Source organism: Lysobacter sp. Root690, assembly GCF_001427785.1.
In the GTDB taxonomy this organism is placed as follows: Bacteria; Pseudomonadota; Gammaproteobacteria; order Xanthomonadales; family Xanthomonadaceae; genus Lysobacter.
This window is the reverse complement of sequence record NZ_LMHM01000012.1, coordinates 653,424-667,038: the sequence shown is the minus strand read 5'-3', so window position 1 is coordinate 667,038 and position 13,615 is coordinate 653,424. Positions and strand designations below refer to the sequence as shown.

Sequence of the window (13,615 nt, the reverse complement as noted above, 5' to 3'; positions counted from 1 at the left end):
AGGGAGTTGAGCGCGCCACGCTGGCGCGGTGCGCGCGGGTCAATCACTCGGCGAGCACTTCTTCTATGGCTCGGTAGGGGTTGAGCTCGCCCTTGGCTATGGCGAGCATCACGTCGTCGTTGAAGGTGGTGAGGACTAGATAGGCCCTGCGTTCCAGTTCGCGCTGCGCGGCAGCGTGCCAGTCGTTGATGGTGAGCAGTTGCGTCAGCGCGGTGTGGTTATGCTTCTTCATGCCGCCGATGTAATCCTTGAACGCTTCGGTTTGGTCTTTCATGCTGAGCCTCCGTGGCCTTGTTAGTGTGGGGACATGAACGCTTCCTTCCCCGACGAAGCCAAGCGGATTGCGCGATAAAGAACGCTCGTTCTCGGTTGCAGACAGGTATCGGACAGGAACGCCGCGCGCCAACAAAAAACGCCCTTTGCGGGGCGTTGCGGGAGACGTGGGTCAGGCGATTCGACGCTGTCGGATCGCGGTTGGAATCAGTACCTCGCAGGCTTTGTGCTCCAGCCACCGGTATGCGGTTAGCGCCACCTCCGGGATGGGCAAGGTAACGATCGCCTCCGCTCGTGGATCATCCGACCAATCCGTCGCATCGCCCTCACGGAGCCACGTGTTACCGACCATGGTGCGCCGCTCCGTGGGTAAGGCGTCGGCTTGGTAGCCGCCCGCTGCGCGGATAGCGGCGGCGTAGCCGGCGAGATAGGCGGCGGTCAGCGCCGAGTCGAGGCTGCTCGTAGACACGCTGTGGAGTCCAGCGCTATCGCTGTCTTTAGCGTCGAGCGTCGATACGTCCAGATATTGTTGCGCGATGGTGGTGAGCGTCTTCCGGTTCATGGCAGCCTCCGTGGCTGTGTATCTGTGTGGACGCATGAACGCTTCAATTCGCAACGAAGCCAAGCATCATCAACGCATTTGGCGCGCTGCGATGTTCTCGGACAGACTTTTGACAGCTTTCGACTGAAGCTGTCCGACAGCTGTCTCGAGACGTGAAGTGCGACGAATACCGCTTTGCTTCCTCTCCGAAGGAAGCGTTCATGCCGTCGCCGCAACGACGCGGAGGCAGCGGAAACAACAACATGGGTGCGATTGATAGAGACGAACTGATCACGGATTTACGCTCGTGCGCGAGCCGCCTGGATTTCTTGACGAACCACGCGCGCGCGCGGTTGCTGGCGGACAACGATTTCGAAACGCTTTCGACGCGATTGTCCGTGGCGCTCGGCATGATGCTGGCGCATCACAGCGTAGGCTATCGATCGCAGCCGATTCAGTCCGAAGTGCTACGGAACTTGATCGATGGTTGCGATGCCGAGTTGTCGTCGTGGGAGCGGCACATCCTGGCGCGCCACAACAAAGCGCGGCGTAAGCCCACTGGAGAGGCGACACCGGCCGAGCACGCGTTTCGCGGGGTCATGGCGATGATCGACCGCTACCTCGATGGCATCGACCCGCACGAGCCGGCACACGCCATCGCGCGAGCCATCGAACGGATGGAAAGACTGAGGAGCTGCTATCCGCACGATGACGAGTTTCAGCACGGACTGGCGCATGCGGTCAGCGGCTTGGAACAGGCCATGGCTGCAGCTGAGTGTCAGGCGGCCTGATTCAACAACCGGCGTTCAATCTGTCCTACGCCTATCCGATTGGGCGAGATAGTGCTTGGCTTTTGCTTGGAATGAAGCGTTCATGTGCTCGCCGCAACGACGCGGCGTATCCAAGTAGAGCCAACATGAGCGAGCACCACCGTAATTTCGGCAACATCACCCGCAGCCTGACCAAGTTCGAAGTGGACATCCACGACATGCTGGAGCACGACGACACCATCGCGCTGGCACCCGAAGATTTGGAAGCGGCTGGCAACCTGAGCCGAATCTGTTGGGCGGTCGTTGCCATGCTCTGCGGGGCGGCCGGAGTCGACTTGCCGACCGAACCGGATTGGGACGACATCCTCGCGGACATTAACGCGACGCTGGATAAGCAGTAAGCCGGGAGTGGTAAGTCCCCAGCGCCCGATGGGTGCTGGGGCGTTCCCTCTTCTTCGTTCACTCGGACCTGTCCGCGCGCTGTCTTCAAGCAGCAAATCGCTTCAATCCGCTTGCGATCGTCCTAGGAAGAAGCGTTCATGCGGTCGCCGCAACAACGCGGCGACGCCAAGAGAACGAAATGCCCAACATGTCGTATTGCCGATTCCGGAACACCCTGGTCGATCTGAATGAGTGCCACTACTGGCTGGAGGCGTTGATCCACGACGAGAAAGTCGGTCCGCTGTCGCGCGAGGAGCTGAGCGCTGCAAAGGAATTGATCACCACTTGCCTCGACATCGTGAACGCCATCTGCGAGGCGGGTGATGTGGACGTCGCCGACGACCCCGATCTGGCGCGGTTGGTTGACAAGTTCAACCGCGAGGCTGCTGCGCGCTGAAAAGAGGAGGACGCAAACCCCAGCGCCCGCAGGGTGCTGGGGTTTACCCACTTCAGTTCTTTCACCATTCCATCTGCGTCGAGGCCGGCGATCGCGGAGGCTCTACCGAATCAAATCCTTCTATCGTGGGAATCTCCATCCGCGCCTACGGCCGCCATCGTGGCGTTTCCGATACGGCTGTGCGCAAAGCCATCGCTGCCGGTCGCATCACCGCCGAGGCGGACGGCACCATCGATGCGGCGCGTGCCGACGCTGACTGGACTGCCAGCACGCGCACCCCGGACGATCGCCTGTCGGCGCCGGGACGGCCGGCGCGGACGCGTGCGGCCACGGGGACCGGCGCCAGCGATGTCGCCGCTGGTGCGCCGAGCAGCGCACCTGGCGGCGGCAATACCTACGCGCAGGCCCGCACCGCCAACGAGGTGCTCAAAGCGCAGCACCACAAGCTGCGCATCGCACAACTCAAGGGAGAGTTGATTGATCGATCGCAGGTAATGGCGCAAGTGTTCGCGCTCGCGCGCGCTGAGCGCGATGCCTGGTTGAACTGGCCGGCGCGCATCAGTTCGATGCTGGCGGCCGAATTAAATATCGACCCGCATGTGATGCACGTTGCGCTGGAGCGCGGTGTGCGACAGCACTTGGCAGAACTCGGCGACTTCAACGCTCGACTGGATTAACCCTTGTACGACGGCTTTGACGACGTTGCGCGGTTCTGGCGCGACGGCCTGACGCCTGATCCATTCCTCGACGTATCCGATTGGGCCGACCGGGACCGGGTGCTGTCCAGCACGTCGTCGTCGGAGCCCGGCCGCTGGCGCACCGCTCGCACGCCGTACCTGCGCGACATCATGAACGACTTGTCGCCGGCCTCGGCGACCGAGCGCGTCGTCTTCATGAAGGGCGCGCAGGTCGGCGGTACGGAGTGCGGCAACAACTGGATCGGGTACGTCATCGCGTGCGCGCCGGGGCCGATGATGGCGGTGGCGCCCACGGTCGAGATGGCCAAGCGCAACTCGAAACAGCGCATCGATCCGCTGATCGAGGAGTCGCCGTCGCTGCGTGAGCGCATCGCGCCCTCGCGCGCGCGGGATGCCGGCAACACGATCCTCGCTAAAGAGTTCCGCGGCGGCGTGCTGGTGCTGACCGGCGCGAACAGCGCGGTGGGTCTGCGCTCGATGCCGGTGCGTTATCTGTTCTTGGACGAGGTGGATGGCTACCCGCGCGACGTGGAAGGCGAAGGTGATGCGGTCGCGCTGGCGGAAGCCCGTACTCGAACGTTCACCCGCCGCAAGATCCTGCTGGTTTCGACGCCGACCATTGCCGGCGCCAGCACCATCGAGCGCGAGTACCTCGCGTCCGACCAACGTCGGTACTTCGTGCCATGCCCGCACTGCGCGCAGATGCAATGGCTGCGGTTTGAGCAACTGCGCTGGAGCTGGGGCGACCCGCGCTCGGCTCGGTACATCTGCGCCGGCTGCGAGCAGCCGATCGGCGAGCACCACAAGACCGCGATGCTGGCCGGCGGTGAATGGCGAGCGACCGCACCGCAGAACAAGGGCAAGACGGCCGGTTACCACTTGTCGTCGCTTTATTCGCCGGTGGGCTGGCGCAGTTGGGCCGACATCGCCGCCGCGTGGGAAACCGCGCAGGGCTCGGCCACCGCGCTCAAGGCGTTCAAGAACACGGAGCTGGGCGAGACCTGGGAGGAGGAGGGCGAGGCGCCGGATTGGGAGCGCCTGCTGGAACGGCGCGAGGACTACCGGATCGGCAGCGTGCCGGCGGGTGGCCTGCTGCTGACTGGCGGCGCCGACGTCCAGAAGGACCGCATCGAAGTCTCGATCTGGGCGTTTGGGCGCGGCCGGGAGACTTGGTTGGTCGAACACCGCGTGCTGATGGGCGACACCGCGCGCGCTGCGGTGTGGACCGACTTGGGCGCGATTCTGTCGGAGCAGTGGACCCACGCCAGCGGCGCGCTGCTACCGCTGACCCGGCTGGGCCTGGACACCGGCTTTGCGACGCAGGAAGCCTATACGTTCACGCGCGCGGCCGGCGATCCGCGCCTGCTGCCGATGAAAGGTGTCGGTAGCGGCGCCGCATTGATCGGCACGCCGACCGCGGTCGACGTCAGCGTGCCGGGCAAGCGCATCCGGCGCGGCCTGAAGCTGTTCGCGGTGGCCGGCGGCATCGCCAAGCTGGAGTTCTATAACGCGCTGCGTCTGTCGATCGAGATCGGCCCGGATGGGCAGCCGGCCTTTCCGGCGGGCTATGTCCATCTGCCAAAGATCGATGGCGAGTTCTTGCAGCAGCTGACGGCTGAGCACTTGATCACCCGCCGCGACCGCCACGGCTACCCGCAGCGGGTGTGGGAGAAGCGCCGCGACCGCAACGAAGCGCTCGACTGCTACGTGATGGCGCGCGCTGCCGCGATGCAGGCCGGTGTCGATCGCTTCGAAGACCGTCATTGGCGGGAACTGGAGCGGACGTTAGATGTGCTGCCCGCAGGGCCGTCAACCGTCCCACTGCAGCCACCGCCGCACCTCACATCACAGGCCGCCCCGCAGGGCGGCCTTTCTGTTTCTGATCCGCGCCGTGGGCGTCGGGTCATTTCGAGCCGTTTCATGCGATGAGCGATCTTCCCTACACCCATGAGCAGCTGAAGGCGCTGCGCAATGCTCTCGCGCGCGGTGAACGCCGCGTCAGTTTTGGCGACCGCCTGGTCGAGTACCGCAGTGTCGATGAACTGCTGGCGGCGATCCGTGAGATCGAAGCCGCGCTCGCCGGCACCGAGGGACAGCCCCGGCGACTGCGCCGATTGCTGACCACCACGTCGAAGGGTTTCTGATGGGCTGGTGGTCGCGTGCCCGAACCGCGATGTTCGGCGGCTCCCCCGTGCATGAGGTCGCGGGCCACAGTCGTCGATCGACCGCGTGGCAGCCGAGCAATCCCGGCGCGATCGCCGCGCTCGTAGCGACCGGCGATGCGTTGCGCATCCGGTCGCGCGATCTGGTTCGCCGTAACGCATGGGCCAATGCCGCGATCGAGGCATTCGTCGCCAACGCGGTCGGCACCGGCATCAAGCCGCAATCGCTGATTGCCGAACAAATCAAGCGCGAAGCGTTGCACGCGCTGTGGCGCGACTTCGTGGACGAGGCCGACGCGGCGGGCTTGACCGATCTTTACGGTCTGCAAGCGCTGGGTTGCCGCGCGCTGCTGGAAGGCGGCGAGTGTCTGGTGCGGCTGCGTCCGCGTCGTCCTGAGGACGGCCTGGCCGTGCCGCTGCAACTGCAAGTGCTGGAACCCGAGCACTTGCCGCTGACGCTCAACCGCGAGGAACCCAATGGCAACGTCATCCGCGCTGGCATCGAGTTCAACCGGCTAGGGCGGCGGGTCGCGTACCACCTCTACCTATCCCACCCGCAAGACGGCTCGATGGCGCCGATGAGCCGGCAGGGGGGACTGGACACCTTCCGTGTCCCCGCCACCGAGGTGCTGCACATCTTCCGGCCATTGCGTCCGGGCCAGATCCGCGGCGAGCCGTGGCTGGCGCGTGCGCTGGTCAAGCTCAATGAGTTGGATCAGTACGACGACGCCGAGTTGGTGCGCAAGAAGACGGCAGCGATGTTCGCCGGCTTCATCACCCGCGATGGCCCGGAAGACCCGCTGCCGGGCGACGCACCACCAGACGAACACGGCAACGCACCGCTAGGCCTGGAGCCGGGGAGTCTGCAAATCCTGGAGGCGGGTGAGAGCGTTACATTTGCCCAGCCGGCCGATGTTGGCGCCAGCTACGACGCCTTCCTGCGATCGCAGTTCCGCGCGGTCGCTGCCGCGATGGGCATCACCTACGAGCAGTTGACCGGCGATCTGACCGGCGTGAACTACTCGTCCATTCGCGCCGGGTTGCTGGAGTTCCGGCGCCGCTGCGAGATGGTCCAGCACTCGGTGCTGGTGTTCCAGCTGTGCCGCCCGATCTGGAATGCGTTCGTAGACGCCGCGGTGCTGTCGGGTGCCATCGAGTTGCCCGGCTACCGGCGACGTAAGCGCCAGTACCGTGCATGCAAGTGGGTGCCCCAAGGTTGGAGCTGGGTGGACCCGGAGAAGGAGTTCAACGCGATGATCCTGGCGATCCGCGCGGGACTGCTCTCGCGCTCCGAGGCCATCGCCAGTTCCGGCTACGACGCCGAGACCATCGATCGCGAAATCGCGGCGGACGCGCAGCGCGCTGACTCCCTCGGCTTGGTGCTCGATACCGATCCCCGCGCCGTCGCCCGCAATGGCGTCAAGCACGCACCACCCCCGGCCGACTCTGCGGCCTTTGATACGAAGCCTATCGAATGACCGGACTGCCCCACCTAGCGGCGCGCGTGTTCAACACGCCGCTGCTGATTCAACGCGCCAAATTGGAAGTCATCCTGAGCGTGCTCGCTCCAAAGTTCGAATTGCAAACGTTGCCACCGCCGCAGATGGGGCCGCCGATGCCCGCTCCGGCGTTGGCGAACGAGCAAGGCATTTATGTGCTGCCGATCCACGGCACCCTGGCGCAACGGGCCGTTGGGTTGGACGCGATGTCGGGCCTGACCAGCTATATCTCGATTGCACGCCGCCTCGATGCGGCGTTGGCCGACGACTCCGTGCGCGGAATCGTTCTGGAGATCGACAGTCCCGGCGGCGAAGCCGCGGGGGTGTTTGATCTGGCAGATAAGATCCGCGCGGCGAGCGGCGTCAAGCCGATCTGGGCCGTCGCCAACGATGCTGCATTCTCGGCTGCCTATGCATTGGCTAGTGCTACAAGCCGACTGTTTGTTACCCGAACGGGCGGAATCGGTTCGATCGGCGTCATCGCGTTGCATGTCGATCAGTCGCAGTCGGATGCGAATGCGGGGCTAAAGTTCACGCCGATCCACGCGGGTGCGCGCAAGAACGACGGCACGCCGCATGAGCCGTTGACCGATGAGGCCCGCGGCTCGATCCAAACCGAGGTCAACCGCCTCTACGAACTGTTTGTCCTGACCGTTGCCGACCAGCGCGGCTTGAGCGCCGAAGCGGTGCGCAAGACCGAGGCCGCGCTTTACTTCGGTCAGGACGCCATCAACGTCGGCCTGGCCGACCGCCTCGGCACGCTCAGCGATGCCGTGCAACAGATGCATGCCGAACTCGACGCCGCGGCGCGTCCGCTTTTCCTGGAGAACCCCACGATGTCCCAACCTGACGCCACGGTGCCCACCGTGGACACCGACGCCGTGCGCGCACAAGCGCGCGCCGATTCCCTCGCGATTGCCGAGTTGTGCGAGCTGGCCGGTCAGCCGCAGCTGACCGCGTCGCTACTCGCCGAGGGCGTAACGCCAGCGGTCGCGCGCCAGCGCCTGCTCGCCGCCAAGGCTGAGTCCACCGAGATCATCAGCCACTTGTCGCCCAACACCCCTACTCCATCGATGGCGACCTCGCTGGACGACAACCCGCNCCTACCCGCCGTTCCAAGAAGGTCTCAATCTCGGCGACCTGCTCAAGTTCGAAGCGGACAATATGTACTCGCGCGACCGCGTCACCATTGCGGCCAACCAAGCGCTCGTGCTGGGCCAGATCGTTGGCCGAGTTACCGATTCGAACCACGTCGCTGCGCTTGACCCGGCAGCGACCGATGGCCGCCAGATCGCCATCGGCGTAGTCATCGTGCCGATCACGACGACCAAGGACGCCAGCCCTGACGGCTTGATCATCGCGCGCCACGCCGCTTTGGCCGATCACGCGCTGGTCTGGCCTGCCGCCATTACCCCCGAACAACATGCCGCCGCAGTCGAGCAACTGCGTGCGATCGGCGTCCTCGTGCGCCACGGAGTGTGACCGATGTCGATGAACAACCCGTTCCACAACCCCGCGTTCTCGATGAGCGCGCTCACCACGGCAATCAACATCCTGCCGAATCAGTACGGTCGGCTGGATGAGCTGAACCTGTTCCCAATCAAGCCGGTCCGCACGCGTCAGGTCACCGTCGAGGAGCGCAACGGCGTCCTGTCGCTGCTGCCAACCCAACCGGTCGGCTCGCCGGGCACCGTCGGTAAGCGTGGCAAACGCGCGCTGCGCGCGTTCAACGTGCCGCATATCCCGCACGACGACGTCGTTCTTCCCGAGGAGGTGATCGGCGTGCGCGCGTTCGGCTCCGAAAGCGAATTGCAGACCGTCGCGGGCGTCATGGCCGATCACCTTCAAACGATGCGCAACAAGCATGCGATCACCCTAGAGCACCTGCGCATTGGTGCTCTGAAGGGCGTCATCCTCGATGCCGATGGTAGCGAGCTTGCGAACCTGTTCGATATTTTCAACATCGCGCCTAAGACGTTCGACTTTCAGCTTTCCAATCCCAATACGGACGTCAAGAAGAAATGTCTGGATTTGAAACGCTATATGAGCAAGGTATTGCTCGGCGAGCGAATGACAGGCATCCACGTTCTGGTCTCTCCGGAGTTCTTCGATGCATTCACAGGGCACGACGCTGTAAAAGACGCCTATCGCTTGTGGCAGGACGGGCTCGTTCTTCGAGAGGACATGCGATCGGACTTCCGATTTGCTGGAATCCGGTTTGAGGAATACATCGGCGAGGTTAGCGACAGCGAAGGAAGGACCAGGCGATTCATCGAGGACGGCGAAGCCCACGCATTTCCCTTGGGCACGATGGATACGTTCGCGACTTATGTGGCACCGGCTGACTTCAATGAGAGCGTTAATACCTTGGGCCAACTGCTTTACAGCAAGCAGGAGCCCCGCAAATTCGATCGCGGTACGGACTTGCACACGCAGTCCAATCCGCTACCGATGTGTCACCGCCCCGCCCTGCTGCCGAAGCTGAAGATGTGATTCCTTTCGAGCAGATGGATGACGTAGTCTTCGCGACGCTCGGCGTCGTCGTGCCTGTAAGGCGCCCGAACGTCTCATCGGTCCGCATCCCTCTTGTAGTGCGCGATGGCGTCGAGCGTCTTGGGGAATTCCAGCAGGTCATTGGCCGCGCGCGGCACGTATCTGCTCGTAACCGTGAGTGGACGTTCCGGCGTGGCGATGAAGTCACGCTCGATGGACGGGTCCAGACGGTGGAAGCGCTGGTCACGGACGATGGCCTCGTCAACGAGGCGGTGTTGCATGGCTGAAACAGCGCCGACGTGGCTGTTGCTCCAACGCATCGCGGATCGACTGACCGAGATTCGCTCAGATCGTGGCTACAGGACCGACATTGGCACGTCGGTCGCGCTGGAGCCGGCGCAACATCCCGACGAAGTGGCCATCGGCCTGACGCTCGCCTCGCTGGGTATTCAACGCGATGCCAACAAACCACACGGCCGGCATCGTCTGCTGCAAGGGCTGGCCGAGGCCACGCTGCCGGCGTCACTGGCCGATGCCCATGCGCAATGCCACGCCATCGCGGCCGACATCGAGGATGCCCTCGATGACTGGATTCCGCTGCCCAACGCGTTGCCGGTGCAAGTCGAGGACATCGTGTTCTTGGATCGTCCGGAAGGGCTGCCCGTGGTCGCCGTCCAGGTCGCACTGACGGTTCGCTATCGCCGCTGATGGACATCTTTATTGACGCCAATGCCGTGCTGGATGCGGCCAAGCGTGTGAGCGAGATCCCGGCGAAGGTTGCAGTCGCCCAGCGGCGTGCGCTTGGCACGTTGCGCCGCCGCTGGCCGGTCATCGCCCGGCGCGACATTCAAACCGAGTACGCCTTGTCGGCCCAGCGCGTCCGGGGCGGCATTAGCGTGCGGACCACCCGCGAGGGCGTCGAGTTGGTCGGTGTCGCGCGCGGCGTCGGCCTGCGCAATTTCGGTACCCGCAAGACGGCCGATGGCCTGAGCTACACCGCGCTGCGCGGTAAGCGCGGCTTTCGACGCAAAGGCTTCGAGAACCGCTACCGCGGTACGCCGATCGCCTTTGAGCGCACCCCGATCTCCGGAGACAAGCGCGTTCCACGCACTCCGATCCGTCGCCTATATGGCCCGTCGCTGGCGCAGATGTTGCGCAAAGACAACCGGCCCGAGCGCATGGCCCAAGCGGGCCTGGACGTGATCACCGCCGAGATCGACCGGCTGCTGCTGCGCTCGCTGCGCCGCTGATTTCGCTGCCCGAGTGCAGCCACACCATTTATATAGGAGCAACGCGACCGATGGCCGCGCAGGACCTGTTTTCCTTTCAGGGCAAGGTGTATCTCGCCCAGCGCCAACCCAATGGCAAGCCCGGTCCGCTGCGATGGGTCGGCAATGCGCCCCAACTCCAGCTGCAACTGGAGGTCCAGAACTCGGACAAGACCGAGTCGTTCAGCGGCAACCGCATGCTCTATGGCCGTCTGGTCCAGAGCAAGACCGCCAACATTAATCTGACGCTCGATGAGGCCACCCCGGAGAACATCGCCGAGGGTCTGTACTCGATCCCGGCCGCGGTGCCGGCCGGCGCGGTCAGCAATGAACTTCTGCCACCGGGTCTGAAGGCCGGTGACTTGGTCCGATTGGATCGGGGTTGGGTCAGCGAACTGGCGCTGGTCGACAGCGCGAATCCACCCGTGACGGTTCCGGCCGCTAATTGGTGGACCGAGTCGGCGTCGGCCGGAGTGATCGGGCTGCGCAAGGTCGAGGGTTCGACTCAACCGTTCAAGGCGACCTACCAGCACGGCGCGACGATCAACATCGCCTTGTTCAACACGCCGCCGCCGGAGCGGATGCTGTTCCTCGACGGCATCAACACGGTCAACGGCCGCCGGGTCAACATCTCCCTCTATCGCGTCGCGTTTAACCCGATTGAGCAGTTGGACCTGATCTCGGAGGAGTGGGGCAGCTTGCAGCTGTCGGGCGCCGCCCTGTTCGATGAGACCCGCGCCTTGGATGCGGCGCTGGGCGGCTTCGGCCGGATTGAGATGGTGGGCGGCTGATGGCGCGCAAGATCAAACCTCCTGCGTCGCCACTGGTCGATGAGTTGGCCGTGTTGCAGTCCAGTCGCGCTCTGCCGCTGGGCGAGCGCACCGTAACCGTACGCGAACTGGGCTTCTTTGAAAGCCTGCGGCTGCACGAACCGGTGGCCGCACTCGTTGGTGGCCTGGTCACGCTGACCGACGATGGCAACGTCGATCTTGGCAAGTTGCATCGGGTCTGTGCGCTGCACCCCGATGCGACGTTGGCGTTACTGGCGCAGGCCAGCGATCAATCCCTGGAGTGGGTCCATTCGTTGAATGCCGCACATGGCGATTTGCTGCTCATGACGTTCTGGGCGGTAAACGCTGATTTTTTTCTGCAGCGCGTCCTCAGCGCGCTGGAACTTCAGTGTCAGAACCGGCAGACGAATGGACCGGAGTCCTCGCCACCCTGATCGCGCACGGCCACGGCTGGCCGTGGATTAAGCGCGCAACAGCGCGGCAGCTATCTCTCTTCTACCGCGCGGCCGTTCGACGCGAGCGCAGTTTGCGCGCTGATCGCGTCGAAGACGTCAACGCCGGCTTCGCCGGGGGCCGTGATGTCACCGCATTCATTCAACAGCTTCGGAACTCCCCATGAAACTGATCGACAACTGGCGCTGTGCCTGGCGCTTCGCGAGCGTGCGCGCCATGAGCGCGGCGCTTGCCATTCAAGCGACGTGGCTGTCGCTGCCCGATGACCTGTGCGAGCGCATTCCCCTGCGGATCACCGCCAGCGTCACCGGCTTTCTTCTTATCGCCGGTCTGCTCGGCCGGCTCATCCAACAAAAGGGTCCCGATGGCGCGCCTCTCAGCTGAAGAAATCGGCGATCAGAACGTATCGGCCTTCCTCGATATGATCGCCCACGCCGAAGGCGTCGAACGATTCAGCAAACAAAGCGGCTACGACGTATTGGTGGGTGGTGGCACGTTTACCGGTTATCGGGACCATCCGCGCAAACTGGTATGGCTGCCGAAGTACCGCATCCATTCCACCGCCGCGGGCCGCTATCAGTTCCTATGGCGGACGTGGAACAGTCTACGCAATCGGCTCAAGCTGCCGGACTTCGGACCAGCGTCCCAAGACCAGGCCGCGATCGAACTGCTACGAGAGAATGGCGCGCTGCCTGACATCCAGAAAGGCTGGATCAGCTCGGCAATTCGCAAATCCCGCAAGACGTGGGCCTCATTGCCCGAGGCGGGCTACGGGCAGCGCGAGCTGCCTCTGGAGACCTTGCTGGCGGTCTACCAGAAAGCCGGCGGCCAGATCTCCTGATCGCGCCGACGTCTGCGAGGTCACCAGAAACGCAGACCTTGGCGGCGGATAGGGCGCAGGCGCTCGTTCGTCGGATTAGATGGGTTTGTTGGTAGAGCTATCCACGGCAGCGTCAACCAATTGCGCAGTCCATTCTTCTGCGAAATTCTCGCACCGCTCTCGCACCAGATCACTGTGGCGGCTGGTACTCGGCAGGGCGGATTTACAGTCGATCGAGTCGGCCAAGACACGTCGCCACTCTTGCAGTAAGACGGCTGGCTCTGGATGTGTCTTGATCATAGTAAGCAGCACCAAGTGCTGAACAGCCACCTGCGCTTGCAGTGACGAAATAACCTCTTCAGTAATGCGGTCCATAGTCAGCCCGCTGTTAAAAGTGCGGCCCGCAAACGCGGGCCGCACATAATTTACGAATTGTGGACCAGGCCCACCGGAATGCGCCGTGGCGTCGTTTCCGGACGCTTGGGAATGACGATCTCCAGCACACCGTTGCTGCCCGATGCCGAAATCCCGTCGGGGTCCGCGCTGTCGGGAAGAGCAAAGCGGCGGTGGAAGGTACCGTGCTGCCGCTCGGTACGCGCGAAGGTCTGGGACTGGCGACTATCAAGACGGCGCTCGCCGCGAATCGTCAGGATGCCCTTCTCCATTTGGACATCGATTTGCTTGGGATCGACGCCGGGAAGGTCGGCAAAGATCACGAACTTGTCGTTCTCTTCCTGGATGTCAACGAGCGGAACCCACTGACTCGTGACGACAGACGACTCGTCTGTCGTGGTGCTACGCAAGAACACGTCGTTGAGGAATTGGTCCATGAAGTGGCGGACCGGATCTTGCTTCGACGTGTTCAGCGTCGGCCATTGGGGATTACGAACCATAGCGTTCATGGCAAGGGTCTCCATTGGTCAAAGAGGGCGGTCTGTCCGCCCGTGACTCCAACTAGGGCTCGACGAGGGGCTTTCAAGACCTATTTTTTCGCCATTAGGCGTCGTTC

The 13,615-nt window shown here is 63.6% G+C and carries 19 protein-coding genes and 1 pseudogene; 17 read left to right on the top strand and 3 right to left on the bottom strand.

The window, feature by feature from the left end; genetic code table 11:
* Positions 1-43: 43 nt before the first annotated feature.
* Complete coding sequence (locus tag ASD86_RS10765) at positions 44-274, bottom strand: hypothetical protein (protein WP_056110210.1); 231 nt, start codon at positions 272-274, stop codon at positions 44-46.
* Between the two features lie 171 nt (positions 275-445).
* Positions 446-835 carry a hypothetical protein gene (locus ASD86_RS10760; protein ID WP_157476476.1) on the bottom strand — a complete coding sequence of 130 codons (390 nt, stop codon included), beginning with the start codon at positions 833-835 and terminating at the stop codon, positions 446-448.
* A 200-nt stretch (positions 836-1,035) separates the two neighbouring features.
* Between ASD86_RS10760 and ASD86_RS10755 the strand changes: the two genes are divergently transcribed.
* From ASD86_RS10755 to ASD86_RS10675, 17 genes and pseudogenes are all read left to right on the top strand, one after another.
* The gene (locus ASD86_RS10755; RefSeq protein WP_157476474.1) at positions 1,036-1,605 is read left to right on the top strand and encodes a hypothetical protein; all 570 of its coding nucleotides are present in this window, start codon (positions 1,036-1,038) and stop codon (positions 1,603-1,605) included.
* 125 nt (positions 1,606-1,730) lie between these two features.
* Positions 1,731-1,985 carry a hypothetical protein gene (locus ASD86_RS10750; protein ID WP_056110203.1) on the top strand — a complete coding sequence of 85 codons (255 nt, stop codon included), beginning with the start codon at positions 1,731-1,733 and terminating at the stop codon, positions 1,983-1,985.
* 179 nt (positions 1,986-2,164) lie between these two features.
* Positions 2,165-2,422 carry a hypothetical protein gene (locus tag ASD86_RS10745; protein WP_056110201.1) on the top strand — a complete coding sequence of 86 codons (258 nt, stop codon included), beginning with the start codon at positions 2,165-2,167 and terminating at the stop codon, positions 2,420-2,422.
* A gap of 125 nt (positions 2,423-2,547) precedes the next feature.
* Positions 2,548-3,099 (top strand): hypothetical protein, encoded by a 552-nt coding sequence (locus ASD86_RS26650; RefSeq protein WP_056110199.1) that lies wholly within the window; start codon positions 2,548-2,550, stop codon positions 3,097-3,099.
* Positions 3,100-3,102: 3 nt separating this feature from the next.
* Complete coding sequence (locus ASD86_RS10735; protein WP_056110197.1) at positions 3,103-5,049, top strand: phage terminase large subunit family protein; 1,947 nt, start codon at positions 3,103-3,105, stop codon at positions 5,047-5,049.
* A complete protein-coding gene (locus ASD86_RS10730; RefSeq protein WP_056110195.1) occupies positions 5,046-5,264 on the top strand; it encodes a hypothetical protein in 219 nt (72 codons plus the stop codon). Before ASD86_RS10735 ends, ASD86_RS10730 begins: the two co-directional genes overlap by 4 nt.
* Positions 5,264-6,760 (top strand): phage portal protein, encoded by a 1,497-nt coding sequence (locus ASD86_RS10725; RefSeq protein WP_056110194.1) that lies wholly within the window; start codon positions 5,264-5,266, stop codon positions 6,758-6,760. Before ASD86_RS10730 ends, ASD86_RS10725 begins: the two co-directional genes overlap by 1 nt.
* A pseudogene (locus ASD86_RS10720) lies at positions 6,757-7,882 on the top strand (S49 family peptidase); the annotation flags it as partial. The gene ASD86_RS10725 and the pseudogene ASD86_RS10720, both read left to right, overlap by 4 nt.
* 1 nt (position 7,883) lies before the next feature.
* The coding region (locus ASD86_RS10715; protein ID WP_255357282.1) for a head decoration protein at positions 7,884-8,263 on the top strand (380 nt) is incomplete at its 5' end.
* 3 nt (positions 8,264-8,266) lie between these two features.
* Positions 8,267-9,274, top strand: a complete 1,008-nt coding sequence (locus ASD86_RS10710; RefSeq protein ID WP_235567715.1) for a major capsid protein — start codon at positions 8,267-8,269, stop codon at positions 9,272-9,274.
* Positions 9,271-9,561, top strand: coding sequence for a hypothetical protein (locus ASD86_RS26645; protein WP_157476470.1), 291 nt, complete (start codon positions 9,271-9,273; stop codon positions 9,559-9,561). The genes ASD86_RS10710 and ASD86_RS26645 overlap by 4 nt, the downstream gene beginning before the upstream one ends.
* Entirely contained in the window at positions 9,554-9,982 is a 429-nt protein-coding gene (locus ASD86_RS10700) for a hypothetical protein (protein WP_056110188.1), read from the top strand. Before ASD86_RS26645 ends, ASD86_RS10700 begins: the two co-directional genes overlap by 8 nt.
* Positions 9,982-10,524: a hypothetical protein gene (locus tag ASD86_RS10695; RefSeq protein WP_056110186.1), complete on the top strand. Its 543-nt coding sequence runs from the start codon at positions 9,982-9,984 to the stop codon at positions 10,522-10,524. Before ASD86_RS10700 ends, ASD86_RS10695 begins: the two co-directional genes overlap by 1 nt.
* Positions 10,525-10,574: 50 nt before the next feature.
* Complete coding sequence (locus ASD86_RS10690) at positions 10,575-11,333, top strand: hypothetical protein (RefSeq protein WP_056110184.1); 759 nt, start codon at positions 10,575-10,577, stop codon at positions 11,331-11,333.
* The gene (locus ASD86_RS10685; RefSeq protein WP_056110183.1) at positions 11,333-11,767 is read left to right on the top strand and encodes a DUF6631 family protein; all 435 of its coding nucleotides are present in this window, start codon (positions 11,333-11,335) and stop codon (positions 11,765-11,767) included. The genes ASD86_RS10690 and ASD86_RS10685 overlap by 1 nt, the downstream gene beginning before the upstream one ends.
* A gap of 181 nt (positions 11,768-11,948) precedes the next feature.
* Positions 11,949-12,170, top strand: coding sequence for a hypothetical protein (locus ASD86_RS10680; RefSeq protein WP_056110180.1), 222 nt, complete (start codon positions 11,949-11,951; stop codon positions 12,168-12,170).
* Complete coding sequence (locus ASD86_RS10675; RefSeq protein ID WP_056110178.1) at positions 12,151-12,627, top strand: glycoside hydrolase family 104 protein; 477 nt, start codon at positions 12,151-12,153, stop codon at positions 12,625-12,627. The genes ASD86_RS10680 and ASD86_RS10675 overlap by 20 nt, the downstream gene beginning before the upstream one ends.
* 404 nt (positions 12,628-13,031) lie before the next feature.
* On the opposite strand, the gene ASD86_RS10665 is transcribed toward ASD86_RS10675, so the two are convergent.
* Positions 13,032-13,508: an Hsp20/alpha crystallin family protein gene (locus tag ASD86_RS10665; protein WP_056110704.1), complete on the bottom strand. Its 477-nt coding sequence runs from the start codon at positions 13,506-13,508 to the stop codon at positions 13,032-13,034.
* Positions 13,509-13,615: the final 107 nt, after the last annotated feature.

Excerpts from the sequence above, each read along its gene's own strand:
- ASD86_RS10765 (WP_056110210.1), bottom strand. The coding sequence starts at position 274 with ATGAAAGACCAAACCGAAGCGTTCAAGGATTACATCGGCGGCATGAAG.
- ASD86_RS10760 (WP_157476476.1), bottom strand. The coding sequence starts at position 835 with ATGAACCGGAAGACGCTCACCACCATCGCGCAACAATATCTGGACGTA.
- ASD86_RS10755 (WP_157476474.1), top strand. The coding sequence starts at position 1,036 with ATGCCGTCGCCGCAACGACGCGGAGGCAGCGGAAACAACAACATGGGT.
- ASD86_RS10750 (WP_056110203.1), top strand. The coding sequence starts at position 1,731 with ATGAGCGAGCACCACCGTAATTTCGGCAACATCACCCGCAGCCTGACC.
- ASD86_RS10745 (WP_056110201.1), top strand. The coding sequence starts at position 2,165 with ATGCCCAACATGTCGTATTGCCGATTCCGGAACACCCTGGTCGATCTG.
- ASD86_RS10730 (WP_056110195.1), top strand. The coding sequence starts at position 5,046 with ATGAGCGATCTTCCCTACACCCATGAGCAGCTGAAGGCGCTGCGCAAT.
- ASD86_RS10725 (WP_056110194.1), top strand. The coding sequence starts at position 5,264 with ATGGGCTGGTGGTCGCGTGCCCGAACCGCGATGTTCGGCGGCTCCCCC.
- ASD86_RS10710 (WP_235567715.1), top strand. The coding sequence starts at position 8,267 with ATGTCGATGAACAACCCGTTCCACAACCCCGCGTTCTCGATGAGCGCG.
- ASD86_RS10700 (WP_056110188.1), top strand. The coding sequence starts at position 9,554 with ATGGCTGAAACAGCGCCGACGTGGCTGTTGCTCCAACGCATCGCGGAT.
- ASD86_RS10695 (WP_056110186.1), top strand. The coding sequence starts at position 9,982 with ATGGACATCTTTATTGACGCCAATGCCGTGCTGGATGCGGCCAAGCGT.
- ASD86_RS10690 (WP_056110184.1), top strand. The coding sequence starts at position 10,575 with ATGGCCGCGCAGGACCTGTTTTCCTTTCAGGGCAAGGTGTATCTCGCC.
- ASD86_RS10685 (WP_056110183.1), top strand. The coding sequence starts at position 11,333 with ATGGCGCGCAAGATCAAACCTCCTGCGTCGCCACTGGTCGATGAGTTG.
- ASD86_RS10680 (WP_056110180.1), top strand. The coding sequence starts at position 11,949 with ATGAAACTGATCGACAACTGGCGCTGTGCCTGGCGCTTCGCGAGCGTG.
- ASD86_RS10675 (WP_056110178.1), top strand. The coding sequence starts at position 12,151 with ATGGCGCGCCTCTCAGCTGAAGAAATCGGCGATCAGAACGTATCGGCC.
- ASD86_RS10665 (WP_056110704.1), bottom strand. The coding sequence starts at position 13,508 with ATGAACGCTATGGTTCGTAATCCCCAATGGCCGACGCTGAACACGTCG.